The sequence below is a fragment of the Paraburkholderia dipogonis genome (assembly GCF_046027395.1).
Classification (GTDB): domain Bacteria; phylum Pseudomonadota; class Gammaproteobacteria; order Burkholderiales; family Burkholderiaceae; genus Paraburkholderia; species Paraburkholderia dipogonis_A.
The window spans coordinates 214929-239959 of record NZ_JAQQEG010000002.1; the positions used below are offsets into that span (position 1 = coordinate 214929).

Annotated in this window: 23 protein-coding genes; 16 read left to right on the forward strand and 7 right to left on the reverse strand. The window is 62.6% G+C overall.

All coding sequences use genetic code 11. From position 1 onward, the window contains the following. Positions 1 to 184 precede the first annotated feature (184 nt). The 5 genes from PQR32_RS03280 to araD all read left to right on the forward strand — a co-directional run bounded on the left by PQR32_RS03280 (position 185) and on the right by araD (position 6150). On the forward strand, positions 185 to 1354 hold the full coding sequence (locus tag PQR32_RS03280; protein WP_408222213.1) for an extracellular solute-binding protein: 1170 nt from the start codon (positions 185 to 187) through the stop codon (positions 1352 to 1354). 95 nt (positions 1355 to 1449) lie between these two features. Continuing rightward, the gene (locus PQR32_RS03285) at positions 1450 to 2529 is read left to right on the forward strand and encodes an ABC transporter ATP-binding protein (protein ID WP_408222215.1); all 1080 of its coding nucleotides are present in this window, start codon (positions 1450 to 1452) and stop codon (positions 2527 to 2529) included. Next, on the forward strand, positions 2526 to 3404 hold the full coding sequence (locus PQR32_RS03290; RefSeq protein ID WP_408222217.1) for an ABC transporter permease: 879 nt from the start codon (positions 2526 to 2528) through the stop codon (positions 3402 to 3404). Before PQR32_RS03285 ends, PQR32_RS03290 begins: the two co-directional genes overlap by 4 nt. Next, complete coding sequence (locus PQR32_RS03295) at positions 3404 to 4342, forward strand: ABC transporter permease (RefSeq protein WP_408222219.1); 939 nt, start codon at positions 3404 to 3406, stop codon at positions 4340 to 4342. The genes PQR32_RS03290 and PQR32_RS03295 overlap by 1 nt, the downstream gene beginning before the upstream one ends. Positions 4343 to 4398: 56 nt before the next feature. Continuing rightward, complete coding sequence (gene araD, locus PQR32_RS03300; RefSeq protein WP_408222221.1) at positions 4399 to 6150, forward strand: L-arabinonate dehydratase; 1752 nt, start codon at positions 4399 to 4401, stop codon at positions 6148 to 6150. A 101-nt stretch (positions 6151 to 6251) separates the two neighbouring features. Here araD and PQR32_RS03305 read toward each other — a convergent pair whose 3' ends face one another. Beyond that, complete coding sequence (locus tag PQR32_RS03305) at positions 6252 to 6857, reverse strand: short chain dehydrogenase (RefSeq protein WP_408222223.1); 606 nt, start codon at positions 6855 to 6857, stop codon at positions 6252 to 6254. A gap of 216 nt (positions 6858 to 7073) precedes the next feature. Further along, the gene (locus PQR32_RS03310; RefSeq protein ID WP_408222455.1) at positions 7074 to 7526 is read right to left on the reverse strand and encodes a DUF3005 domain-containing protein; all 453 of its coding nucleotides are present in this window, start codon (positions 7524 to 7526) and stop codon (positions 7074 to 7076) included. A 323-nt stretch (positions 7527 to 7849) separates the two neighbouring features. On the opposite strand from PQR32_RS03310, the gene PQR32_RS03315 reads away from it, so the two are divergent. From PQR32_RS03315 to PQR32_RS03325, 3 genes are all read left to right on the forward strand, one after another. Further along, entirely contained in the window at positions 7850 to 8083 is a 234-nt protein-coding gene (locus PQR32_RS03315) for a hypothetical protein (protein WP_132378249.1), read from the forward strand. Between the two features lie 129 nt (positions 8084 to 8212). Beyond that, positions 8213 to 9139, forward strand: coding sequence for a serine O-acetyltransferase EpsC (gene epsC / locus PQR32_RS03320; RefSeq protein WP_408222225.1), 927 nt, complete (start codon positions 8213 to 8215; stop codon positions 9137 to 9139). 143 nt (positions 9140 to 9282) lie between these two features. After that, positions 9283 to 10104, forward strand: coding sequence for an AraC family transcriptional regulator (locus PQR32_RS03325; RefSeq protein ID WP_408222227.1), 822 nt, complete (start codon positions 9283 to 9285; stop codon positions 10102 to 10104). Between the two features lie 3 nt (positions 10105 to 10107). Here PQR32_RS03325 and PQR32_RS03330 read toward each other — a convergent pair whose 3' ends face one another. From PQR32_RS03330 to PQR32_RS03340, 3 genes are all read right to left on the reverse strand, one after another. After that, a complete protein-coding gene (locus PQR32_RS03330; protein ID WP_408222229.1) occupies positions 10108 to 10623 on the reverse strand; it encodes a metal-dependent hydrolase in 516 nt (171 codons plus the stop codon). A 139-nt stretch (positions 10624 to 10762) separates the two neighbouring features. After that, on the reverse strand, positions 10763 to 11248 hold the full coding sequence (locus PQR32_RS03335; RefSeq protein ID WP_408222231.1) for a hypothetical protein: 486 nt from the start codon (positions 11246 to 11248) through the stop codon (positions 10763 to 10765). 200 nt (positions 11249 to 11448) lie between these two features. Further along, a complete protein-coding gene (locus PQR32_RS03340; protein ID WP_408222233.1) occupies positions 11449 to 12600 on the reverse strand; it encodes a porin in 1152 nt (383 codons plus the stop codon). A 628-nt stretch (positions 12601 to 13228) separates the two neighbouring features. Between PQR32_RS03340 and PQR32_RS03345 the strand changes: the two genes are divergently transcribed. Beyond that, positions 13229 to 13765, forward strand: a complete 537-nt coding sequence (locus PQR32_RS03345) for a hypothetical protein (protein ID WP_408222235.1) — start codon at positions 13229 to 13231, stop codon at positions 13763 to 13765. Between the two features lie 220 nt (positions 13766 to 13985). Then, complete coding sequence (locus PQR32_RS03350; RefSeq protein WP_408222237.1) at positions 13986 to 15938, forward strand: PhoX family protein; 1953 nt, start codon at positions 13986 to 13988, stop codon at positions 15936 to 15938. A 267-nt stretch (positions 15939 to 16205) separates the two neighbouring features. On the opposite strand, the gene PQR32_RS03355 is transcribed toward PQR32_RS03350, so the two are convergent. Further along, positions 16206 to 16640, reverse strand: coding sequence for a hypothetical protein (locus tag PQR32_RS03355; RefSeq protein ID WP_408222239.1), 435 nt, complete (start codon positions 16638 to 16640; stop codon positions 16206 to 16208). 240 nt (positions 16641 to 16880) lie between these two features. Between PQR32_RS03355 and PQR32_RS03360 the strand changes: the two genes are divergently transcribed. The 6 genes from PQR32_RS03360 (at position 16881) to ggt (ending at position 23810) form a co-directional block, all read left to right on the forward strand. Continuing rightward, positions 16881 to 17582 carry a CDP-alcohol phosphatidyltransferase family protein gene (locus PQR32_RS03360; RefSeq protein WP_408222241.1) on the forward strand — a complete coding sequence of 234 codons (702 nt, stop codon included), beginning with the start codon at positions 16881 to 16883 and terminating at the stop codon, positions 17580 to 17582. Then, positions 17579 to 18391 (forward strand): HalD/BesD family halogenase, encoded by an 813-nt coding sequence (locus PQR32_RS03365; protein WP_408222243.1) that lies wholly within the window; start codon positions 17579 to 17581, stop codon positions 18389 to 18391. The genes PQR32_RS03360 and PQR32_RS03365 overlap by 4 nt, the downstream gene beginning before the upstream one ends. Beyond that, a complete protein-coding gene (locus PQR32_RS03370) occupies positions 18388 to 19407 on the forward strand; it encodes a lysylphosphatidylglycerol synthase domain-containing protein (RefSeq protein WP_408222245.1) in 1020 nt (339 codons plus the stop codon). The genes PQR32_RS03365 and PQR32_RS03370 overlap by 4 nt, the downstream gene beginning before the upstream one ends. Positions 19408 to 19434: 27 nt before the next feature. Continuing rightward, complete coding sequence (locus tag PQR32_RS03375; RefSeq protein WP_408222247.1) at positions 19435 to 20199, forward strand: phosphocholine cytidylyltransferase family protein; 765 nt, start codon at positions 19435 to 19437, stop codon at positions 20197 to 20199. Between the two features lie 252 nt (positions 20200 to 20451). Next, the gene (locus tag PQR32_RS03380) at positions 20452 to 21855 is read left to right on the forward strand and encodes an MFS transporter (protein WP_408222249.1); all 1404 of its coding nucleotides are present in this window, start codon (positions 20452 to 20454) and stop codon (positions 21853 to 21855) included. A 221-nt stretch (positions 21856 to 22076) separates the two neighbouring features. Then, positions 22077 to 23810, forward strand: coding sequence for a gamma-glutamyltransferase (gene ggt, locus PQR32_RS03385; protein ID WP_408222251.1), 1734 nt, complete (start codon positions 22077 to 22079; stop codon positions 23808 to 23810). A 121-nt stretch (positions 23811 to 23931) separates the two neighbouring features. On the opposite strand, the gene PQR32_RS03390 is transcribed toward ggt, so the two are convergent. Then, positions 23932 to 24975 (reverse strand): S1C family serine protease, encoded by a 1044-nt coding sequence (locus PQR32_RS03390; RefSeq protein WP_408222253.1) that lies wholly within the window; start codon positions 24973 to 24975, stop codon positions 23932 to 23934. Positions 24976 to 25031: the final 56 nt, after the last annotated feature.

Sequence of the window (25031 nt, forward strand, 5' to 3'; positions counted from 1 at the left end):
GCAGCGGGCAAACCTTTGAACGGCAAGGTTTCACCGTAAAAACGGCGGCTTCCGCGGGCCCGGAGCCGCCACGAGTATTTGCTTGACATCAGCTGTCCCGCTTCGCTATGTTCCGTTGGTAGAAAGACACCGCCCGCAGCGCATTCGACCGGCGGATTTCCATACCAAGAAGCGAGGAGACGCAATGACTGTTTCAGACAGGTTGGCGCTCAGGCTGGTGTCCGTATGTCTCGCGGCGAGCGCCGCTTTCGCATCCGCCGCGCACGCGGCCGATCCGGTCACGCTCAATATCGTCGACGTGGCCGGCGACCTCCAACTTACTCAAAAGGGCTTCGAGGCCTTCAAGGCGAAGTACCCGAACCTCGTCGCCAATCTCACCTTCACGAACGCGCCCGCACCACAGTTGCCCGGCAAGATCAAGGCGATGCAGGCCGCGGGCCGCTCCGATATCGATCTCGTGCTGACTGGCACCGACGCGCTCGCCGCGGGCATCGAACAGAGTCTGTGGATGAAGTTGCTGCCCGAGAACGCGGCGGCGTTCCCAGGCGTGCTCGACAAATACGCGCCGGGTCCGCGCAAGATGCAGGATCTCGCGCAAGGGTACGGTCTCGAAGTGGCGTATATGCCCGCCGGCCCGCTGCTCGAATACAACCCCGCCAAAGTGAGCGATCCGCCGAAGACGCCCGAGCAATTGCTGCAGTGGTGCAAGGCGCATCCCGACAAGCTGATCTACGCGCGCCCGGCGAATTCGGGTCCTGGCCGCACATTCCTGATGGGCTTGCCTTATGTGCTCGGCGACAAGGATCCGCAGGATCCGATTCACGGCTGGGACAAGACGTGGGCCTTTCTCAAGCAGCTGAACGATTGCATTCCTTACTATCCGGGCGGCACGTCGGCGGTGATGAAGGAGCTTGGCGAAGGTACGCGCGATATGACCGTGACCGTGACGGGCTGGGACATCAATCCGCGCGCGCTCGGTATCGTGCCGGCGGAATTCCGCGTGCAGGCATTCGACAACATGACGTGGGTGAATGACGCGCACTACATGGTGATTCCGAAAGGCGTGCCGAAGGAAAAACTCGACGTACTCTACAAGCTGATGAATTTCATGCTCGAGCCGGCGCAGCAGGCCATGACCTATGACGACGGTTATTTCTATCCTGGTCCGGCGATCAAGGGCGTGAGCGTCGAGCAGGCACCCGCGCACAGCCAGGACGTGCTGAAAAAATACGGCCGGCCAGAGTACGCAAAGCTGCTCGCCGAGCGTCCGCACGTATTGCCGTTGAACGCCACGGCAATGGTCGCTGCTTTCAAAAAATGGGACACCGAGGTCGGCGCGCAGAAGACCAAATAGTTTCCGCGGCTGGCCGTGCATGCATGATGTTGCGATCCACGCGTGATTCGTGACACGACGCACGTGACACGCATCACGCGTATCAGGAAACCGCCATGAAGCATCACTTTGAGCAGTTGCGGCTCGACTCGGTGAGCCGCAGTTTCACGAATGCGGAAGGCCAGGCGATCGCGGCGCTGCGCGGCCTCGATCTGACCATCCAACGTGGCGAGTTCATCGCGTTGCTGGGGCCTTCCGGTTGCGGCAAATCGACGGCGCTCAATTGCATCGCCGGGTTGCAGCCGTTGAGCGCCGGCGGCATCTGGCTCGACGACAAACGCATCGACGTGCTGCCGCCGGAGAAGCGCGGCTTCGGCATGGTGTTTCAGAACTACGCGCTGTTTCCTCATATGAGCGTGCTCGACAACGTCGGCTTCGGTTTGAAAATGCGTGGCGTCGGCAAGAGCGAAACCGTGCGCCGGGTGCGCGAAGCGTTGCAGCTCGTGCAACTGGTCGGGCATGAACGCAAACTGCCCGGACAACTGTCCGGCGGCCAGCAGCAGCGCGTGGCGATTGCGCGCGCGATCGTGATCGAGCCGCCGCTGATTCTGATGGACGAACCGCTGTCTAATCTCGATACCAAGCTGCGGATCGAAATGCGCGCGGAGATTCGCCGCATCCACAGCCAACTCGAGCGCGCGACGCTCTACGTGACGCACGATCAGGACGAAGCGCTTTCCATGGCCGACCGCATCGTCGTGATGAGGGAGGGCGTGGTGCAGCAGGTTGCCACACCGAAAGAGGTCTATACGCGGCCGCAGAATCTGCATGTCGCGCGCTTCATGGGTTATCGCAATGTGGCCGAGTTCGAACTGGAAGGCACGCAGGGCGAAGGCGTGCTGGTGAGTGCGAACGGTGTGCGCCTGCTCGGTACGCCGATGGCCGGCTTCAACAGCAAACGCGTGAGCGTCGCGCTGCGTCCCGAGGATATGGAGCGCGCCGTGCCCGGTGCGGAGAATGCCTTCGACGCGTTGGTAACGACCGTCGAATACGGTGGCCGCGATTCGTTGCTGCGCGTCAAGACCGCGTTCGGCGATATCTGGGCGCGCGTCGGCGGAGAATTCGAAGAGGGCGAGCGAATCAGCTTGCGCGTGCCGCCATCGCGCACGCTCGTGTACGACGCAGAGGCGGCATGAACACGCCCCCGCTGTCGCCGCCGCTCGTGCCGCGCGACGCCAAGGCGTGGCTCGTCGCGCCGGCGTTGTTCTTCATTGTCGCGTTGTTCATCTATCCGTTTGCGTATGGTCTGGTGCTGTCGTTCCGGCCGATGAACGGCGGCGGCCTCTGGGCCAACTATCTGGCCTTCTTCACCGACACGTCGATGTGGCCGACGATTTTCGTTACGCTCAAGCTCTCGGTGCCCGCGACGCTCATCAACGTGGGCGTCTCGGTGCCGGTGGCATTTGCGTTGCGCCGCTACTCGCGCTACCAGAAGTTCGTCACGACACTGCTGGTGATTCCCGTGACCCTTGGCACCGTGTTGATCGCCGACGGCATGCTCACGTACTTCGGCCCGAACGGCTGGTTTCCGCAAGCGCTGCACGGCCTGCATCTCTACACGCGTGAAGTGCGCCTCACGCATAACTTCTGGGGCGTGCTGATTTCGCTGATTGTGTCGGGCTTTCCGTTTGCGTTTCTGTTGACGCTCTCGTATGTGACCGGCATCGACCCGACCCTCGCGGCCGCGGCAGCGACGCTCGGCGCGAGTCCGTGGCAGCAGTTTCGCCGCATCTATCTGCCGCTGCTGGTGCCGGGGTTGACGATGGCGGCGTGTTTGTCGTTCGTGCAGGCGTTTTCGGTGTTTCCATCCGCGGTGCTGCTCGGTGCGCCCGCCGGCCCGACGCGGGTGATGTCGATCGCCGCCGCCGAAGCCGCGTTCGAAAGCTACGACTATTCGCTGGCGTCCGCGATCGCGATGGTGATGGGCTTCGTGCAGTTGCTGGTGGTGGCAGCGCTGCTCGGCGCGCGCCGCTTCTTCTACAGCGGTCCGGCAACCGGAGGCAAAGGCTGATGACGACCGATCATCGCGCGGCGCGGCCTTCGTGGTCCGCGTCGACATCGAACGATCACGACGATGGCGCGCGCGAGCCGGACAAGCGCACTGGCCACACCCGACAACGCACCAGCATGCCCGGGCGCATCTGGCGCGTGCTGGTGTGGGGCGCAATGGTGTTCTTCCTCGTCAACGTGGTGCTGCTGATCGCGACCGTCGCGGTCAATTCGGTGGCGACGCGCTGGTTCGGCACCTTGTTGCCGCAAGGCTTCACGCTGCATTGGTATGCGCAGGCATGGAGCGATTTCCAGCTGGCGAGCGTGTTGTGGGTGACCGTCGAAGTGGTCGGCGCGGTCGTGCTGCTGTCGGTCCTGCTCGGCGTGCCGGCGGCGTATGCGCTCGCCCGTGTGCAATTTCCCGGCAAGCGCATCGCAATGCTGATCTTCCTGTTGCCGCTGATGGTGCCGCCCGTCACCTACGGTATTCCCATGGCGACGGTCATGTACAAGGTCGGGCTTGCCGGCACGCTGAGCGGCGTGATCCTGGCCAACCTCGTGCCGGCGCTGCCGTTCGTGATTCTCGTGATGACGCCGTTCATCGAACAGATCGATCCGAACCTCGAAGCGGCGGCGCGCATTTTCGGCGCCAACACGTTCCGCTATTTCCGCTACGTGCTGCTGCCGCTGCTCGTGCCCGGCATGCTGGCCGCTGGCTTGCTGGTGCTCGTGCGCACCATCGGCATGTTCGAGTTGACTTTTTTCACCGCGGGCCCCGCGACGCAAACGCTCGTGGTCGCCCTGTACTACGCTGTATTTTCAACCGGCGTGCGCGCGCCGCAATCGATCGATGCGATGGCGATGATCTACATGGCGATTACGCTGATCTGGGTGCTGATCGCATTGCAATTCGTGAGCCCGACGCAGATCGTGTCGCGCGTGAAGGAACAGAAGCGCTGACGCACGCCCGCAGGAAGTCCCCTTGAACAACGGTGAAAGACATCGTGGAGCAGACGTTGACGAAGAGAAAGAAGCCCGAAGAACTGCGTAGCCACCGCTGGTACGGCGTGAACGATATGCGCTCGTTCGGCCACCGCTCGCGCACCGCGCAAATGGGCTATGACCGCGAGGAATACGCCGGCAAACCGGTCATCGCGATTCTCAACACGTGGAGCGAGATCAACGCTTGTCACACGCACTTCAAGCAGCGCGTCGAGGAAGTGAAACGCGGCATCTGGCAGGCCGGCGGCTTTCCGGTCGAGCTGCCGGTGCAGACGCTCTCCGAGCCGTTCCAGAAGCCCACCACCATGCTGTATCGCAACTTCCTCGCCATGGAAGCCGAAGAAACGCTGCGCTCCTATCCCGCCGACGGCGTCGTGCTGATGGGCGGTTGCGACAAGACCACGCCGGCTTTGCTGATGGGCGCGATATCGATGGACTTGCCGGCGATCTTTTTGCCCGCCGGTCCGATGCTGCGCGGGAACTGGAACGGCGTGACGCTCGGCTCCGGTTCCGACGTCTGGAAGTACTGGGCCGAATTGCGCGCGGGCACGATCACGCAAGACGACTGGCAAGGCATCGAAGGCGGCATTGCGCGCTCGCCCGGGCACTGCATGACGATGGGCACCGCGTCGACCATGACGAGCGCAGCCGAAGCGCTCGGCTTCACGCTGCCCGGTTTCGCGTCGATTCCCGCGGCGGATTCCCGTCATGCGCAAATGGCGGCGAAAACCGGCATGCGCATCGTCGAGATGGTGTGGGAGGACCTCAAGCCTTCCGACCTGCTCACCGCCCGTTCTGTCGATAACGCCGTGACCACGTGCCTCGCGCTGTCCGGTTCGACCAACGCGATCGTGCACATGATCGCGCTCGCGCGCCGCGCGGGCATCGAACTGACGCTCGATCGCTATGACGACATCTCGCGTCACACGCCGGTGCTGGCGAACGTTCGTCCGACCGGCGCGTATTTGATGGAGGACTTTTTCTATGCGGGCGGTTTGCGGGCCTTGCTCGCCGAACTGGGTGAGCTGATCGACCGCTCGCAGAAAACCGTCAATGGCCGCACGCTCGGTGAGAATCTCGAGGGCGCGGCGATTTTCAATGACGACGTGATCCGCCGGCGTGACAAGCCGCTGCTGCCCGATAGCGGGCTCGCGGTGCTACGCGGCAATATCGCGCCCGACGGTGCCGTGATCAAACCCGGCGCCGCCGAGCCACACCTGCTCGTGCACACGGGGCGCGCAGTGGTGTTCAAGGATTACAACGACATGGCCGCGCGCATCGACGACGAGGCGCTCGACATCGACGAACACTGTGTGATCGTGCTTCAGCATGCCGGGCCGGTGGGTGCTCCAGGGATGCCTGAATGGGGCCAATTACCCATACCGCGGAAGTTGCTGCAGCAAGGGGTGCGCGATATGGTGCGTATATCGGATGCGCGGATGAGCGGGACGAGTTACGGCGCGTGCGTGCTGCATGTTGCGCCCGAGTCGTTCATCGGCGGACCGTTTGCGCTGGTGGAGAGCGGCGACATGATCGAGCTCGACGTGCCACAACGCAAGCTCAACCTGCTGGTGAGCGAGGAGGAACTCGCGCGCCGCAAGACCGCGTGGGTCAAGCCGGCGCCGCGTTTCACGCGCGGCTACGGCGCGATGCATCAGGTGCACGTGATGCAGGCGAATCAAGGCTGCGACTTCGACTTCCTGCAACGCGGCGGCGCGCATGCATCCCCGGATGCGGACGCCACGGGTGAGCCGGAGATTCACTGAGTCAACGAGGGCCGTCGAGCGCGCGACGCCGCCGCCGCAGAGCGGCGACAAGATTGGGAGGGGCCGCGATGCGGCTCAACCGCATCGCGTGAACCTTCACTTCAATATCCCACGCGATACACGCGGCCGGTCTGCGCGCCTTCCACGCTGCGCAGGTAGGCCATCGCCGCGCGCTGCCCCGTCACCGGCTCGAAGCCGCGGAAGTAGGGCGCATAAGCGTCCATTGCTTCGGTGAGCACGGTCGGGCTCACCACGTTGATGCGAATGCCGCGCGGCAATTCGATCGCCGCGCCGCGCACGAAACCTTCGAGTGCCAGATTGACGGTGGTCGCGCTCGCGCCTTGCAGAATCGGCTCGTCGCCGATGATGCCGCTCGTCAGCGTGAACGAGCCGCCGTCGTTCACGTATGACTGACCCGCGAGCACCACGTTGATCTGGCCCATCAGCTTGTCGCGCAGGCCGACCCAGAACTGCTCGATGCTCATGTCGGTCAGCGGACCGAAATGCACCTTGCCGGTCGCGGTGACGACGCCGTCTACTTTGCCGATCTCGCGAAAGAGCCGCTCGACGCTCGCCGGGTCGGTGCTGTCGACGTGATACTGCCCGCGTGTCGCGCCCACTTCGATCACTTCATGGCGCGCCTTCAGTTCCGCGCTCACCGCCTGGCCCAGCGTGCCGGTGGCGCCGATCACGACGATCTTTTTCATCTACTGCTCCGTTGAGGGTTGATGTGCAGACGATTGTGCCGGTGTTCGCCAGAAGGAAAAAGCCTCTTCGACGCGCAGGTCCTGCAACCCTGAGTTTCTAATCGAAGAAAAAGCGCGCACCGCGAGTCAAACGATGCGCGCTTCGCAATGCACTGATTAATCGGGGCCTACGCTTGAATTCAAACAAGGACGCAAATCAAGACACAGCGCAAATGTTTATTTCACCCGATGTAATTCGATCAGCCGGGTAGGGCGCAAATGATTAAGGGCGTAATGGATGCGGCCGCGCTCCTGACGGCTGCCGACAGGGCGCGGGTCGTCGTACAGATGATCCGCCGAATACGCGCCCTGCGGCGCGATCATGCCTTTGTCGATCACCGTGCAGCCCGGCTCGAGCGCCAGTAGCAGATGATTGCCGCCAACCCGGCTGTCGAAGCCGGCCATGCCGTCGAGCGCCTCGGGCACGCTGTTCGTGAGGGTCGCATTGCTCGTGGTGATTTCGTCGGGCGAGATCGGGCTGTGACCGGCTATGCGCGCGGCTTCGAGATTCTTGCCGTCGGTGTCGACGGTGCTGTCGTGGGTGCGGTCGTTGTGCAGTTCCGCGGTGTTCGTGCCGCTCGTGGCCGCCGGTTGCGTCGCGTCTGCTGGCTTGTTGATATCGCTGTTCATCATGCATTCTCCCTTGAAGATGACATGGTGTGACATGCAGCAAAACCCGTTCCGCCTCGCACAAACCCTGATTCACCTGCTTTCACTGTGTTTTATCCGCAGTTGCATGCGCAGTTGCGAGTGAGGTATTCGGCTGGCGATTGCGTCCGCGATTCTTTTCGATTTTTTTAATGGACGCGTATTTTCTACAGAGTATGATCTTACTCCGACGAGCGAAGCGCGGTTAAATTGGAAGACATTCGGTCCGGCTATTTCTTGATGGCCGGTAGCACCGTCTGCGCGCCACTCAAAACATTTTACGGGGCCGTCAGGGCGGGTGACACATGCACTTCGATGCTGCATTCACACATCGCGGCTATTTGTTAAATTGTGCGCCGGCACGCGCGGTCGATGGCACTTGGCAACCTTACGTAGTCATCTCCCGCTCGAGCGACGGCGAACTGGTCGCCAACCGTTTTTTCCCCACCGACTTGCGCTTTCGTGACGAAGCGGCCGCCATTGCCCATGCGCGCGATTGGGCGGTGCGCTGGATCGATGCGAGCAGCGTGACCATCTGAGCGCCTCCGGCGGCGTGTCATACCGCGTAGGCTCCGCCGTCGCGCGGTGCTGCGCGAGCCGCGGCAAAACGCGGTAATCTCTCGACATAATCACTTCGAACCGTGCTCGCCGCACGGCGCTGTCCTTTTATGCCTAACGTGCCTTCCCAGAACTGGGGCCTCGAACAGATCGTCGCCGACTTGCGCGCGTCGCGTGAAGAATTGCATCGCACGCGGCATCCGCTCGGCATTCGCGAGCTGCCGTCGCGCGAAGCGGTGATCAACATCGTCGCCGGCCTGCGCGCGGCCCTGTTTCCCACGCACTACGGCGCGCCCGATCTGACTGACGAAACCGTCGACTATTACGTCGGCCATACGCTTGAAAGCACGTTGCGGCTGCTGGCGGAACAGATTCGCCGCGCCTTGCGTTTTTTGCCCGAGTTCGGCGAAACACCCGATGCCGATCTGCACGCGCGCGCGTTCGACGTCGCGCGTGAATTCGGCACGCAATTGCCAGGCATTCGCGCGCTGCTGGTCAGCGACATTCAGGCGGCTTTCACCGGCGATCCGGCTGCGCAGCACATCACCGAAATTCTGCTTTGCTATCCGGGCGTGTGGGCGATGACACATCATCGGCTCGCGCATGCGCTGCATCTCCTGGGCGTGCCGTTGCTCGCGCGTTTCATCAACGAGATCGCGCACTCGGCAACCGGCATCGACATTCACCCGGGCGCGACGATTGGGCCGAGCTTCTTTATCGACCACGGCACGGGTGTCGTGATCGGCGAGACCGCGATCATCGGCGAACGCGTGCGCGTGTATCAGGCCGTGACGCTCGGCGCGAAAAGTTTCGCCGCGGATCTCGATGGCACGCTGGTCAAAGGCAACGCGCGTCATCCGATCGTCGAGGACGATGTCGTGATCTATGCCGGCGCGACGATTCTCGGGCGCGTGACGATCGGGCGCGGCTCGGTGATCGGCGGCAACGTGTGGCTCACGCACAGCGTGCCGCCGGGCAGCAGCGTGTCGCAAGGCAAGATCCGCGAAGGCGAGCGGTCCGACGAGGGTCGGCAGTGATACGCGGCTTCGTTCACGCGTGGTCGCGTGTCCTCATGCGAAGGCGAGCGTACCGACAACTGGCAGCAGCGATGCACTGCCTGGCTTGTGAATCGTCGCGTGTTCCGATGCGCGAACGTCCCCTTAGCTGCTGAGCGATGGCCATGCCGCGCGGCCGCGTCCACATGCCTCGCTGCGCGATTGGCGGCGTCGAAGCCACGGTGGCTGAAACGGCGCATGCGTTTCCGCGTCATTCGCACGACCGTTTCGGCGTCGGCGTGATTGTCAGCGGCGGGCATCGGTCGGCGAGCGGACGTGGGCTTGTGGAAGCTCGTGCGAACGACGCGATCATGGTCAATCCCGGTGAAGTCCACGACGGCAGTCCGCTCGACGAGCGCGGGCGCGCGTGGCGCATGTTGTATTTCGAACCGTCGATGCTCGTCACCGCCGCGAGTGAGCTGACCGGCGCGGCGACGCGCGAGCTCGAACTCACGCAGCCGGTGGCGCACGATCCTTTGTTGAAGCGTTTGTTCGAGCGGCTCTTCAACGTCGCGGTGGAAGCGCCTTCGGTGCCGGACGATCTGGCGCGCGAGGAGGCGTTGCTCGAACTGCTCGGTCATCTCGTCCGCGTTCATGCGACGCGGCCAACACGCTCCTGGTCGACTGATGCATTGGGTCCGATTGCGCGAGCGAAGGCACGCATCGACGACGATCCTTCTTCTCCGCTCACGCTGGCCAATCTCGCCGCCGATGCCGGCATGAGCCGTTTCCAGTTGCTGCGTGGCTTCGCCCATGAAATGGGTCTGCCGCCGCACGCGTACAGAATGCAGCGTCGCGTGGTGCTTGCGAGGCAATGGATCGCGCAGGGCGCGACGCTTGCCGATGCAGCCGCCGCAGCGGGCTTTGCCGATCAAAGTCACATGACGCGCGCGTTCGTGCGTTTACTCGGCGTGACGCCCGCGAACTACGCGGCCGCGCTGCGCTGACGTTCAGCCGATTCGCAAATGCTGCAGCAAAGCTGCGCCATGCACGCCATGCAACCAGACGTGCTGCCCGATAAACCACGCCGCCGCCCACGAAGCCGCCACCACGATCAGATCGCAGTGCCCGCTATTCCAGAGATTCAACGAATGCCGGCCGGCAATCCACGGCACGCCTAATGGATTCGGCCAGTCGGCGAACAGATGCATCAGGCCGCCGCAGGCAAATCCAAACGCCGGCGCGGCGTAGACCGAATGCCCGAGCCAGTGATACGACACCGCCAGCAACGCGAGCCATCCCACGCCCCAATGCGTTAGCGTGCGATGCGTGATCCACAGACGCCGCGCGCGCGACCACCACGCGACTTCGAGCCAGTCCGGCGCCGTACTGCCAATCAGACCGGTGATGAAACTCAACGACACGCCGACATGAAATGAACCGCCGCCGCCGATGCGTGCGACGATCGCCGCCGCGATGACGCCGGCCGCAAAACCGGTAGCGTGATGTGCTTTGCTGGATGCCATCGAAACTCGCGGCAGAGCGCCGCATCAAGAACAAAGGGCGGCTATGTTCGCAGATGAGCGGATAAAAAAATAGCCGACACGCGAGTTAAAAAAATCGCGCGTCGGCGTGGCCTTCGAAATGCAAGCGTGTGACCGGCGTTCAGGTCGCGCAGCGTGCAATATCGAAGCGCATTTCCGGTTCCGGCGGATCGTCCGGCGCGTTCGCGGGATGCATCACCTTGATGACGGAGCCCGCGTTCGACGGCGTCAGCGTCACGAAATACGAGTTGTTCGAATCCGAGCCGACGGCGATCTCCGTCGCGCTCCCGACGCGCGACATACGCACGCGTGACAAACGGCTTTCGAGACAATCGGCGATATAGGCAGGAGCGCGTTGCGACGACACGTACATCATCGGCAGGGACGCGTCGCGGGCTGGGCCGCTGGAAGAACCACAGCCGGCAAGCGCAGCGAGCGCGGCAGCAGCGGGGGCAAGCAGGAGAAGTCTTTTCATGATCCGATCGTCGGCGTCCCCGGTCGTAGGCGGGAACTTGAGGCGCGGGCGAAGCGCAACGCAATGCAGCGCAACGCAATGCAGCGCAACGTCATGCTTCGCGACGAAGCCGCCGATCAACCGCAACGACATCGCGACGTTGCGACGTTGCGGCAAGGAAGGCGACTGGGCTCAGTATACCCACCGGGTGTGCGCGTCGTCACTATCCGCGACCGTCGGCATTGTGTCCAAACGTAAAGGCCATAAAGAAACCCGCGACGTGATCGTGTCACGCGCGGGTTGTCTGCGAAGCGAATCGAGCCACTCGTTCCGCACGTACCACCTGAAGATACTTAGAAGCGGTGACGCAGGCCGACTGCCGCTGCCACCTGATTGCCGGTCGACGACGGCGCGAGGGTGTTGATCGCCGCGACGTTCGAGCCGAAGTTGCCGAGTTCGCCCGATGCATGCTGATACACGCCTTCCACATACACGTCGGTGCGCTTGCTCAGCGAGTAGTCGCCTTGCAGCGACACCGTGTGCCACTTCGGATCGCCCGAACCGTTCGAGCCGGACATCTTGCCGTCGGTGAACGTGTACGACGCCGCGAGGCTGAGTGCTGGCGTCAGCGCATAGCGGCCGTTCACTTCGTAGTTGTCCAGGTGCAGGTTGGTGCCGGCGACGCCCGGCAGCGTCGTGCCGCCGACGTCCACGCCGGTGATGCCGTCGAGTTGTGTGTGCGTATAGACGAAGCCGACCGTTGCCGGGCCGTACGTGTAGTTGATGCCCGCGCCGTACGTGCGTTGCAGATCGGCCGCGACCGCCGCGGTGCCGTCGCCTTGCGACACGGCGCCGCTCAGATTCGAACTGCCCGAGTTGTTCAATTGCAGGTAAGCCGCGGCAACGCTCAACGGACCGTTGTCATACGAAGCGCCGACGCTCCACGCGCGATTGTTCGAGAACTGGCCGGCCGAGTTGCTGAAGCCATACAGGCCGCCGAACTTCAGGCCCGCGTAATTCGCGCTCGTGTACTTGACGGCGTTCTTGATCGAGAACGAGTTGTCGAGGTTGTCGTTGTCGAACGGGTGAGCCGCAAGGTTGTTGCCGTAGCCCGCGCCTGCTTCGGACAGCGGCGCGAGATAGTCGACCACGGAGTCGTATTGACGGCCGAGCGTCAGGGCACCGTACTGATCGCTCTTCAGACCGACGAAAGCCTGACGGTTGAACATCGTGTTGCTTTCCGTGTCCTGACCGTTATTCAGGTTGAAGCCGTTCTCCAACGTGAAGATCGCATGCAGACCGCCGCCGAGGTCTTCACTGCCGCGCAGGCCGAAGTAGGTGTTCGACACCGAGCCGCTACCTTGTTGCCAGTTGCTATGGCCGCCCTGGTTGTTCGAGTAGACGAGACCGGCGTCCAGCGTACCGTACAAGGTCACGCTGCTCTGTGCATGGGCGCTGATGGCAACCGCGCCGAGGAGGCCTGCTGCGATGAGGGTTTTTTTCATGGTTAGATAACTCCGAAACAGTGCATGGGGAATCGCATTCCAGTGCTCACCGCCGATTGCGCCGGCGGGCTGGCGATCCGCTGCGAAGTGTATTCCTGCTATTCGGATCTTTAATCGCATATGGCACAACAATGAATTCTCGAATCCGTAATGGCGAATTGGAAATTTTGTAAGTGCGGGTAAATAAAGAAAAAATCTGTTCGGCTATGAATTCATGGATGCCGTGTCAATGCCGTGTTGTTGCTTGACTGCGACGACTCGTCGCAAGCCATGAGCAGTAAGGGCTGGCGTCTATTTCGAGATATTTCATGGATTTATTCCGTTTCCTGCAATGCACTCTTCCAATTCGCGATATCTATTACGATGAATTACGGTTCTACAATTCGCCTTGCCCCTTGACCAAGGGTGTCTTTTTCATCTTTATACGCGGCCTTCGGGTCGCGTTTTTTTATGTGTTTTTATAATCGATTTATAAGTTCCTGCGAATAAAGAAATAGATTATTTCGATTGACGATGCGCTTGCCGCGGCTTGTCCGTTCGTCAGAGGGCCGCATCCACCGTCTGCGAGGCGGGTAGAATTGCGCGCTTAAGATGTGTTTCCGCCCCCGCGAACGTGAGTGAACCTGTAATGACCGATACACCCCTTCCATCGTCCGACACCGCTGAAGATCTCGCGACGGAAGGCTCGTCCGAACTGGGCGAAACCGTGCACGAAGCACGCCTGTGGCGCGACGACGGCTGGACCGCGCGCGTCATCAAGAATGAAGACGACGAAGGCTGGGCCGTCGCAATGATCAAGGACGGCGAAGCGGAACCCGCGCTCGTCGGTCCGTGGACGATGGGCCGCAACAAGAAGGATCCGAAGCCGCTGGACACGTCGGCGTTCAACACGCTGGTGAAGACCGCATCTGAGGTGCTGCGTCGCCATGAGCAGCAACTGCGCGCGCAACTGCATAAGGCAGTGCGGGTGGCGAGCGCGGACGGCAACGACGAACTCGACATCACGCTCGACATCGTTCCCGACGAAGACGAACCCTATGCGTTGCTGACCGCGCTCGACACATTCGGCGAGCAGCTCGCGCAAGTGCAGGTCGCACCCAACTTCAAGCTCAGCAAGGCGAGCGCCGCGGCGTGGGTCGAGAACGAGTTTCGCCGTCCGGGTTAGAAGCCAGGTTCCGCTCCGGCTTGCGACAAGCGCCGGGGCTGGCCGCGTTGTCGTCCAAAGGCCTGAACAAATAATTACGAAAGCCTGTCAATATACTTTCACATTCACTTCATAGAATCCTCGCGTCATAGCGGCGCGAGCGTGAACCATGTGGTTTTGGGTCCGAGTGCGTGCCGGCTGTGCATTCACCCACGCTACCCAAACACTGGATCACGACGACATGGCAGAGCCGCTCGACCTTTCCCGCCGCAAGGCCCTGAAACTCCTCGTGGGCGCGCCGATGCTGCCGCTCGGCGGACTCGCCACGGCTTCGATGCTGACCGCTTGCGGGGGCAGCGATGAGTTGGCGACGCCGGTCAAACCGGTCGCCAACTTTGTCTCCGCGGCATTCGCCGGCATGGCCGCGCCGACGCTGGCCGACCCCGCCGCCATGGCGAAGACCACGGTCGGCTCGACCTTGACGGTGCAACTGAGCGACGGCAGCAGCCGCGCATTCAAGCTGGCGTATCAGCCGTTCTTCGTCACCGGCGACAGCGTGCCGAACGTGAAGGGCGGGACGATTCTCGCGGGCGGCTATTTCGACATCAACAATCAGCCGATCGTCGATAAATCGGTGGCGGGCAAGGAGCGCCAGTTCTACTCGGATTGCCCGGACGGCAGCTCGCTGATCCGCCTCGACAATCCCACGGTGAAGGGCCTCAGGGGCAACGCGGTGTTCGCTGTCGTGCAGTTCGAATACGCAACCCGCGATCAGAGTCTGACGTCGATGTACGGCCAGTTGCCGTCGCCGATCGCCGTGCTCACGCTCGATCAGGATCCGGCCACCGGCAAGCTCACGCTGGCGGGCTATTCGAACGTCGATACATCGAAGGCGCATGGTTTGTGGATCACGTGCGGCGCGAGCCTGTCGCCGTGGAACACGCATCTGTCCAGCGAAGAGTACGAGCCGGATGCGACGACGGTCACCAGCAATAGCCAGTTCAAGGGCTTCAGCCGCAGCCTGTATGGCGATGAAACCACCGCGAACCCCTATCACTACGGGCATCTGCCGGAAGTCACCGTCAATCCGGACGGCACCGGCACGATCAGGAAGCACTACTGCCTTGGCCGCATCTCGCACGAACTGATTCAGGTGATGCCGGACAAGCGGACCGTTCTGATGGGCGACGACGCGACCAACGGCGGCCTGTTCATGTTCATCGCGGACCGCGAAGCCGATCTGTCGGCGGGCACGCTGTACGTCGCGAAGTGGACGCAAGTGTCCGCGAGCGGCGCGGGCGCGGCGACGTTGTCGTGGATCAACCTGGGCCACGCGACCAGCGACGAAATCGAGGCGCTCGCCAACCAGCTGCGCGCAAGCGACATCATGGACGTCGCGACCAGGGATCCGCTCGATCCAGCCTTCACGAAGATCAACTACAACGGCACCTTCAACTGGGTGCGCATCAAGCCCGGCATGACGCAGGCGGCGACCTTTCTCGAGACGCATCGCTATGCGGCGCTGGCCGGCGGCAGCATGGGCTTCACCAAACTCGAAGGCACGACGGTCAATATCAAGGACAAGGTGCTGTATTCGGCGATGTCGCGTATCGAGAAGTCGATGGTGCGTGGCAATGCCGCATCCACCGACGTGGCCGTCGACAAGACCATCAACGCCGGCGCGGTCTATGCGCTGAACATGAAGGGCGGCCAGCGCGACCGCAGCGGCGCCGCGATCAACAGCGAATGGGTGCCGGTGGACATGGCCGCGCCCGCGGCCCTGGTCGGCGAGGATCTGTCAACGGCCGACGCGCTCGGCAACACGGCGAATCCCGAGCGCATTGCGAACCCGGACAACCTCAAGTTCTCGGAGAAGCTGCGCACGCTCTTTATCGGCGAGGACAGCAGCATGCACGTGAACAATTTCCTGTGGGCGTACAACGTCGACACGAAGACGCTGGCGCGCGTGCTCTCGTGTCCGGCAGGCGCGGAGTCGACGGGCCTGCACGCCGTCGACGAAATCAACGGCTGGACTTACGTGATGAGCAACTTTCAGCACGTCGGCGATTGGGAAAGTCCGTTGCATGACAAGATCAAATCGACGCTTGATCCGCTCGTGCGGGCGAACTATAAGGACCGGTTCGGGGCGACGGTGGGGTATCTGACGGCCGATCCGGCGGGGATCAGGTTGTAGGCAGGGCTGGTCGGATTTGCGTCGGTCTTAGGCCATCCGGCCTCCAAAACAGGTGAGGCCCCACAAGGGGGCCTCATAACTTCGCGGGCGCGCTTGATCGGCGTGAGCCGACGTAACCAGCACGGCTGGATCCTTTTCACCAGGAGGCAGACAGACGCCTTTGCAGGCCCCGGAAAATCCATCTGAGGGCATTTATAACGTGTAAAACGTCGTCTTCCTATCGGCTCATCAGCCATTCCAGCAAGCAGTGCGGCCGGCCGAGCCGCCTCAACTCCGCTTGCAAAAAATCGCCGTGATGAGCGGCGCCACGCGGTGCACGATCGCCGTGCTGCCCGTGCCGGCAATCGCGTTGCGCACTTTGGCCTCGCTGCCGAACACCACGACGCCGTAGGCCGAACGCGCGACCGGCTCACCGTCGCCGACGCGGAACATGGGGTCGTCTTTTTCGTAGCCGACCACCGCGAACACGCGAAAGCCGTATGCCGTCAGATCCGCGCCGGACGTCGGCGAAAACGCGTTGATCGAATTGCTCTCCACGCGTGTGGGCTTCGGGTCGATCATTTGCTGCTCCGCGAGGTCGGCAATGAACTGATGGCCGCTTTCATTGCAGGCAAGCGGCGCGTCGAGCGCGGTGGCGTAACTGGCGAGCGGCAGCGCGACGGCCACCAAAGCAGGGAGTACAGACGAAAGAAAGCGTTTCATAAGCGTGGGCGGCCACCTGATTCGATGTAGTGTGTTCGCAACGGGCGGTGGCGCGTGATCTCGAGACCCGAAAAGACGTTGCGCATCGACGTGATCCCCTTGACAGGCGCAACTGGTTTGCACTTTATCGCGATTCGGCAAATCTGTCTTTGCAGCCAGCACGGATCGGCAACGAACGGAGGGTAAAGAAACGTACGGGAAGAAAGCAATCTTTTGCGATCCCGTATATATTTCCGGGTTATGAATTCGCGACCCCAACCTCCAATTAACGTTCCGCCGCCCAGAACATGGGACGCGCGGCTCGCCCGCCGGCTCGTGACTCCGCTCGTGAACACGTGGGTCACGCCGAACCATCTGACCACGCTGCGCCTCCTGATCGGGCTGGCAGGCGCGCTCTGCCTTGCTCACGGCGAATTTGCATGGGCCAACGCCGGCGCCTTCCTGATCGTGCTGTCGAACTTCGTCGACCATACGGACGGCGAACTCGCGCGCATCGGCGGAAAGTCGAGCCGGATCGGTCATTTTTACGATCTCGCTTGCGACGCCCTTGTCACCATCATGTTGTTCGTCGGCATGGGCGTGGGAGCGGGCGCCACGCACGTCGCCGGATTGAGAGTCGCGCCGGGTGTGCTCGGTGCCGTGGCCGGCGTGGCGATCGCCCTGATTTTCTTCCTGCGCATGCGCATCGAGGAAATGGCCGGCAAGGCGGGGACGAAGCAGGCATCCGTCGGCGGTTTCGAAACTGAAGACGTCTTGTATCTGCTGCCGATCGTCACGCTGACGAGCGTCGTGCTGCCCTTCGTCGTGGTTGCGTCGATCGGCGCGCCGCTCTTCGCTGTTTGGGTGGTGATCGACTACTGGCGCATTGCGCGCCGTGCCGCTAGCCCGTCGCCCGTCGCCGCCGGCACTTCCGAAACCAGCCAAATGTGGGCCAGCGAATGAGTACGCAGGCCGAAAACGCCGTGATCGCGCCCGTTCCAGTAGAACGTTCGCCGGCTGCATCGCCGGCACCGAACGCCGACCGCGCGGTCGCGAGCCGCACGCGCGCGTTCGACAACCCGCGTTTGCGCAAGGATTTCGCCGAGCAGGGCGCGTTCCTTTATCTGGAAGACTTTCTCGCGCCCGAAGTCACGGCGCAACTCGTCCACAGCGCGCGCTCGCTGCTCGACGAAGTGAATCGCAACTATCTGCCAGGTCACAAGCAGGGCGGCAGCGTCAGCCGTCATACGATCGACCGCCTCGCGCCGTTCATCGCCGAGTTGTACCGCTCGAAGGAGTTGATCGGCTGGCTGGAGCAATTGAGCGGCGACAAACTGCAGCTCTCGCCCGCCGACGATCCGCATGCCTACGCGCTGTACTACTACACGCGGCCGGGCGACCATATCGGCTGGCACTACGACACTTCATACTATGACGGCCGCCGTTATACGCTGCTGCTCGGCGTGATCGACGAATCGTCGTGCCGGCTCGACTACGAACTCCATACGCGCAGTCCGGATATCGCGGATCAGCCGGGCTCGGTGCAGATTCCGCCGGGCGGTCTCGTGTTTTTCGACGGCGACAAGCTGCGCCATCGCATCACGCCCGCCGGCGCGAACGAAATGCGCGTGTCGCTCACTTTCGAATACGTGACGGACCCGAACATGCGGCCGTGGCGTCGTTTCATCTCGAACATGAAGGACGCGATTGCGTACTTCGGCTTCCGCCAGGTTTTTCGTCAGATGACCCGCCGCGGGAAGGACCACGCATGAGCCGCGCGGCCCTGATTCTGCTGTCGATCGGGACGGCGCTGTTTGTCGGCCTGCTCGCGTGGCAGGGTTTCGGCACGGTCGCTTCGACGCTGCTAACCGCCGGCTGGGGACTCGCGCTCGTCGCGGTGTTCCACCTCGTGCCGCTGATTCTCGATGCCGGCGCGATCTCGGTGCTGTTCCATCCGCGTCGTGACGGCATCCATCACGATCTGACTTTGCGCGACGCGCTGTTCGCGCGCTGGATCGGCGAATCGGTGAATAGTCTGTTGCCGGCCGGCCAGATCGGCGGACCGGTCGTCATGGTGCGGCAACTGTCCCAGCGTGGCATGCGCATGCGCGATGCGGCCGCCGCCATCACGGTCAGCACGACCGCGCAGGCGCTCGCGCAGATCATTTTCGCGTTGGGCGGCCTGCTGCTGTTCGGCGCTTATGCCGCGCACGGCGCGCTGCACGACCTGCAGACCGCCACGCTGATCGCCACGGGCGTGCTGGGCGCGATGATCGTCGGGTTCTACTATGCGCAGCGTCGCGGTCTATTCGGTCGCTTGCTCGGCGTGGTCTCGAAGGTTTTTGGCAAGCGCGACTGGTCTTCGTTGATGACGCGTGCCGAAGCCGTCGACGCCGCCGTGCAGGCCATGTACCGCGAGCGCGGCCGCGTCGCGGCGAGCTTCGCGATGAGCCTCGCGGGCTGGATCGTCGGCACCGTGGAGGTGTGGCTCGCGCTGCGCTTTCTCGGTCATCCGGTCGACTGGGTCGACGCGTTGTTGCTCGAAAGCCTGGGGCAAGCGATTCGCGGCGCAGCGTTCATGATTCCCGGTTCGCTCGGCGTGCAGGAAGGCGGCTATCTGCTGCTCGCGCCGCTGGTCGGTTTGCCGCCGGACGCGGCCTTGGCGTTGTCGCTCGCCAAGCGCGCCCGCGAAATCCTGCTAGGCTTGCCGGGTCTGCTGGTTTTGCACTTCAGCGAACGAAGCTGGCAACGGCGCCGCGCTACGGGGCGCGTGCCGGTTGTCGATTAAACTCCGTATTTTTTCAAAGGACCGCGCATGCGTGCCATCATCCTCGCAGCGGGCCTCGGCCTGCGTCTCCAGCAACCGCCGGAAGCTCAGTTCCCGAAGTGTCTGTTGCAATTCGACGGCATGAGCCTGCTCGAACGGCATCTGCAAATGCTCGAAACCGCTGGCGTGACTGAAGTCGTGCTGGCGCTCGGCTTTCAGCCGGAATCGGTGCAGGCGGAACTGGAGCGCATCAACTGGCCGCATCAGGTGGAAACCGTGTTGAACACGCGCTACGACCTGGGCAGCGTGCTGACGGTGCACACGGTGGCCGAGGCGCTGACGCGTGGCGGCGACGTGCTGCTGATGGACGCCGACGTACTCTACGACGAGCGCATTCTGACTGCTTTGGTGGCGGGTGAAACCGTCAACCGTCTGTTGATCGACCGTGATTTCGAAGCCGGCGATGAACCCGTCAAGCTGTGTCTGAAAGACGGCGTGCCGGTCGAGTTGCGCAAGCAGCTCGCCGTCAATCTCGATTACGACACCATTGGCGAATCGGTCGGCTTCTTCCGCTTCCGTCAGGAAACTGCGCAACGCTTTGCTCAGATCGTGGCCGGATATGTGGACAGCGGCCGCGCTAACATGCCGCACGAAGAAGCGGTGCGCGACTTGTTGCTGGAGCGCAGCCAGGTGTTCGATACTGCCGACGTGACCGGCGCACCCTGGATCGAAATCGACTTCCCGAACGACGTGGCTCGCGCGGGCACCGAGATTCTGCCGCAGTTGCAGCCGCTGGTCAGCGCATCGCGCTAAGCAGTTCGTCTGCCTCTTCGCTGACGTATCGAAGGTTGAGCCGGCTGAATGCCGGCTCAACCTTTTTGTGCTTACCCTTCGAACATTTGCATCGCCCAGTGCTTCGTTGCACGCTCAACCATCGCGCGCGCAGTGGAAGCATGGCGCGAGCACACACGCGTACGAAAAGACCTCGCACAACAACATCTGTTGCTGATGCGATGCCATAATCGACGCTTTACACCGACGGCCTTGCAACCCGTCGCCATGCCAATGCCTCTCGCTTTAGGCACTTTTATTGTTCCGCTGATCGTCGCGTGTGCGATGTTCATGGAAAACGTGGACGGCACGGTCATCGTGACGTCGCTGCCGGTTCTGGCGCGCGATCTCGGCCAGGATCCCATCACCCTCAAGCTCGCCGTGACGGCGTATGTCATCGGCCTCGGCGTCTTCATTCCTATCTGCGGCTGGGTCGCTGACCGCTTCGGTTCGCGCACGGTGTTTCGCACGGCCATCGGCGTATTCATGGCCGGCTCGCTGATGTGCGCGGCTTCCACATCGCTCGGCACGTTCGTGGTCGCGCGCTTCGTGCAAGGCATTGGCGGCGCGATGATGGTGCCGGTGGGCCGCATCATCATTTTCCGTTCCGTGCCGAAGTCCGACTTCATTCGCGCGGTCAACTATCTGACGGTGCCGGCGTTGCTCGGACCCGTGGTCGGGCCGCCACTGGGCGGCTTCATCACCACCTATCTGCATTGGCGTCTGATCTTCTTCATCAACATTCCGATCGGCCTGCTGGGCATCTGGCTCGCGAACAAGCACATCGCCAACGTGCGCGAAGCGCATCCGGGCCGGCTCGACTGGACCGGCTTCTTCCTGTCCGCGAGCGGGGCGTCGCTGTTCATGCTGGGGCTTTCGCTGGTGGGCGGCGAGTTGGTGTCGAACGCGGTGTCGGTCGGCATGTGCGTGGTCGGCGTGGTGTTGCTGACGTTGTACGTGCTGTACGCGAGCCGCGTCGAATTGCCTGTACTCGATCTGCGGCTGTTGCGCATTCCGAGTTTTCACGCGAGCGTGGTGGGCGGCTCGCTGTTTCGCATCGGTCTCGGGGCCGTGCCGTTTCTGTTGCCGCTTGCATTGCAGGAAGGCCTCGGCATGACGGCGTTCAAGTCGGGGTCGATCACGTGCGCGTCCGCGTTCGGCTCGATCTTCATGAAGGCGGCCGCGTCGCGCATTCTCGAGCGCTTTGGTTTTCGCACCGTGCTGATGTTCAACGCGGGCTGTGCGGGCCTCGCCATCGCCGTCTACGGTCTGTTCTTTCCCGGCACGCCGCACTGGCTGATCTGGTGTGTCGTGTTGTTCGGCGGGTTCTTTCCGTCGCTACAGTTCACGTCGTTGAACACCCTGGCGTACGCGGATATTCCGAGCCGCGACGTCGGCCGCGCGACGAGCGTCGCGAGCGTGATCCAGCAGATTTCGTTGGGGCTCGGTGTGACGATCGCGGGTATCGTGCTTCAGATTTCGCATAACGTGCAGGGTCATTCGACTATTGTGTTCTCCGATTTCTGGCCGGCTTTTCTCGTGGTCGGCCTGTTCTCGTTCATGTCGATCCCTATCACTGCTCGATTGCCGCATGGCGCCGGCGATGAGATTGCGCGCGGCAGTCGCGGTCGCGCGTAAGCGGAGCGCATGATGCGCCGTACCGCGCGGCATACCGCTTGCTGAAGACTCCTGCCTCGGGTGTTTTGACAAGCGCTTCTCTATGCGGTCGAAGCGGGTTTTTTGTGTGCCGCAGCATGGACCCTACGACATCTAGCGGCTTCGCAAGCGAGCGGTTCACATGTTATAAGCCTAAGACAACGTTTGTAACGTCAGATGAAAGTCGTCTTGGGGGATGTGCAATGAAGTTGTTCCGCAACGTTAAATCGTCGGCAAGCGGGTTCGCGCTGGTCGCACTCGTCTCTGTTTCAACTGGTTTTCTGGAGGCGACGCCGGCAATCGCGAAGCCGCCCGCGAAAGCCCAGCCGGCCGTACTCACCGCGTCCGCGATCGCAGTGGCGGACAAGTTCAGCGCCGACGCCGCCGAGCAGATCTTCAAGGAAGGCGGCAACGCGGTCGACGCAGCCGTAGCGATCGCGTTCACGCTCGCCGTGACGTATCCGGAAGCGGGCAACATCGGCGGCGGCGGTTTCATGACGCTCTATGTCGACGGCAAGCCGTACTTTCTCGACTACCGCGAGCGCGCTCCGCTGGCCGCGACCAAGAACATGTATCTCGACGACAAGGGCGAGGTCATCAAAGGCATGAGCCTGTTCGGCTACCGTGCAGTGGGCGTGCCGGGCACCGTCGACGGCATGTGGCAGGCGCAGCGCCGCTTCGGTAAGCTCAAGTGGAAGCAGGTGCTCGCACCGGCCATCCACTACGCGCGCGATGGTTTCGAGGTCAGCCAGCAATTGCAGGAACGCCGCGACGATGCCGCGAAAGACTTCGCCGGCAAGACCAACTTCGATACCTACTTCGGCAATCTGAAGCAGGGCGTCAACTTCAAGCAACCGGACCTGGCTGCTGTTTTGCAGCGCATTTCGGATCAAGGCGCCAAAGACTTCTATCAGGGCAAGACGGCCGATCTGATCGCGGCGTCCATGCGCGGTCACGGTCTGATCACCAAGGCCGATCTGCAACAGTACAAAGCAGTGTGGCGTGAGCCGATCCAGGCCGACTGGAACGGCTATCGCGTCTACACGGCGCCGCCTCCGAGCTCGGGCGGTATCGGTCTCGTGCAGTTGCTGAAGATGAAGGCTGACATTGCACCCGACTTCAAGGACGTCACGCTTAATTCCGCACAATACGTGCACCTGATCGCGGAAATCGAAAAGCGCGTGTTCGCCGACCGCGCGCAGTACCTCGGCGATCCTGACTTCTACAAGGTGCCGGTCGCTCAATTGACCGACGACGCGTATATCGCCAGGCGCGCCGCCGAAGTGAATCCGAATGCGCCTTCGGACACGAAGAGCATTCAGGCCGGCCTCGGCACGTCGATGCCGGAGAAAGCGGAAACCACGCACTTCTCGGTGATCGACAAGTGGGGTAACGCCGTGTCGAACACGTACACCATCAACGGCTATTTCGGTTCGGGTGTAGTGGCGGACCGCACGGGCATCGTGCTGAACGACGAGATGGACGACTTCTCCGCGAAGCCGGGCGTCGCGAACATGTTCGGCGTGGTGGGCAGCGACGCGAACTCGATCGAACCGAAGAAGCGGCCGCTCTCCTCGATGAGCCCGACGATCCTGACGAAGGACGGCAAGGTGTCGCTCGTGATCGGTACGCCGGGCGGCTCGCGTATCTTCACGTCGATCTTCCAGGTGATCAACAACGTGTACGACTACAACATGCCGCTGCAGCAGGCTGTCGCCGCGATGCGCTTCCATCATCAGTTGTTGCCGCCGAACACGATCTTCTGGGAGCCGTACAAGCCGATCGACGGCGAACTCGCGAAGCAGATCGAAGCCAAGGGTTACACGCTGAAGGGGCAGGATTTCAGCGGCGATATCCAGGCGATCAAGGTCAACGGCGATACGCCGGAAGCCGCAGCCGATCCGCGCGGCCGTGGTGTGACGCGCGTGATCCAGTAAGCGTTTTTGCAGGGAATGGGGCGGCCCAGCTCGAAAGGAGATGCGCCGGATAACAAAAAAGCCTCGCGTTCGGCCAACGCGAGGCTTTTTTATGGGCGACGGCGAGCAGGCTAACGTTGCATCAGCTAGCCTGCTCGACCGGCGTCAACGTCAATTCGAGCCGCTGCGCGCCGCGCAACACCGTCACGTTGACGGGTCTGTCGATCCGCGATGCGTCGAGCGTGCGCTGCAAACTGTCCACGTCCTGCACGGCCTGCGTATCGATCGCGATGATCGTATCGTCGGTGCGCAGACCGCCGAGCGCGGCCGGACTGCCTTTGACGATTTCCATGACATGCACGCCGCTTTCCGAGCTCAAGCCGAAGTAGCGCTGCACACGGCGCGACAGCGGCCTGGTGGTGCCCGCCACGCCGATATACGCACGCCGCACGCGGCCATACGCGAAGATCTGCATGATGACCCACTTGGCGGTGTCGATTGCCGTGGCAAAGCAGATGGCCTGCGCGCCGGGAATGATCGCGGTATTCACGCCGATCACCTGACCCGCCGAATTGATCAGCGGACCACCCGAATTGCCGGGATTGAGCGCGGCGTCGGTCTGGATCACGTCGTAGATCATGCGGCCCGAATTCGAACGCAGCGAACGGCCGAGCGCCGACACCACACCTGTCGTGACGGTTTGGGCGAGGCCGAGCGGATTGCCGACCGCAATCGCGATCTGCCCGACGCGCAGCTTCGACGACTCGCCGAGTTCGACATGTGGCAGCGGCTCCGGTGAGCCGATTCGCAAGACGGCCAGATCGCTGCCGGGATCGTCGCCGACCAGATCGGCGTCGAATTTCGCGCCATCGGCGAGCGTCACGGTGATGTGGGTGGCGCCATGCACGACGTGGCTATTGGTGAGCAGATAACCGTCGGGCGTAAACAGAAAGCCCGAACCGGTGCCGCCGCGCGAACCGTGACCGCGGGCGGACGGCTCGCCGGGCAGGCGGCGTTCGACGGCAATGAAGGCGACCGCCTGCTGAACGCGTTCCAGCGCGCCGATCACGGTGCGGGAATAGGCGTCGAGCAGAGCGTCGTCCGATAAAGGATTGAGTGTCTCGGGCCCGGGGGCGTCGGATGTGGCGCGCGACAGGTCATCGATGAAGCGTGGGCGGCTTCCCATGGCGATGCTCCGGATAAACGGAATTGCAGATGCGGGGCGTCGCGAAGGTTTTCAAG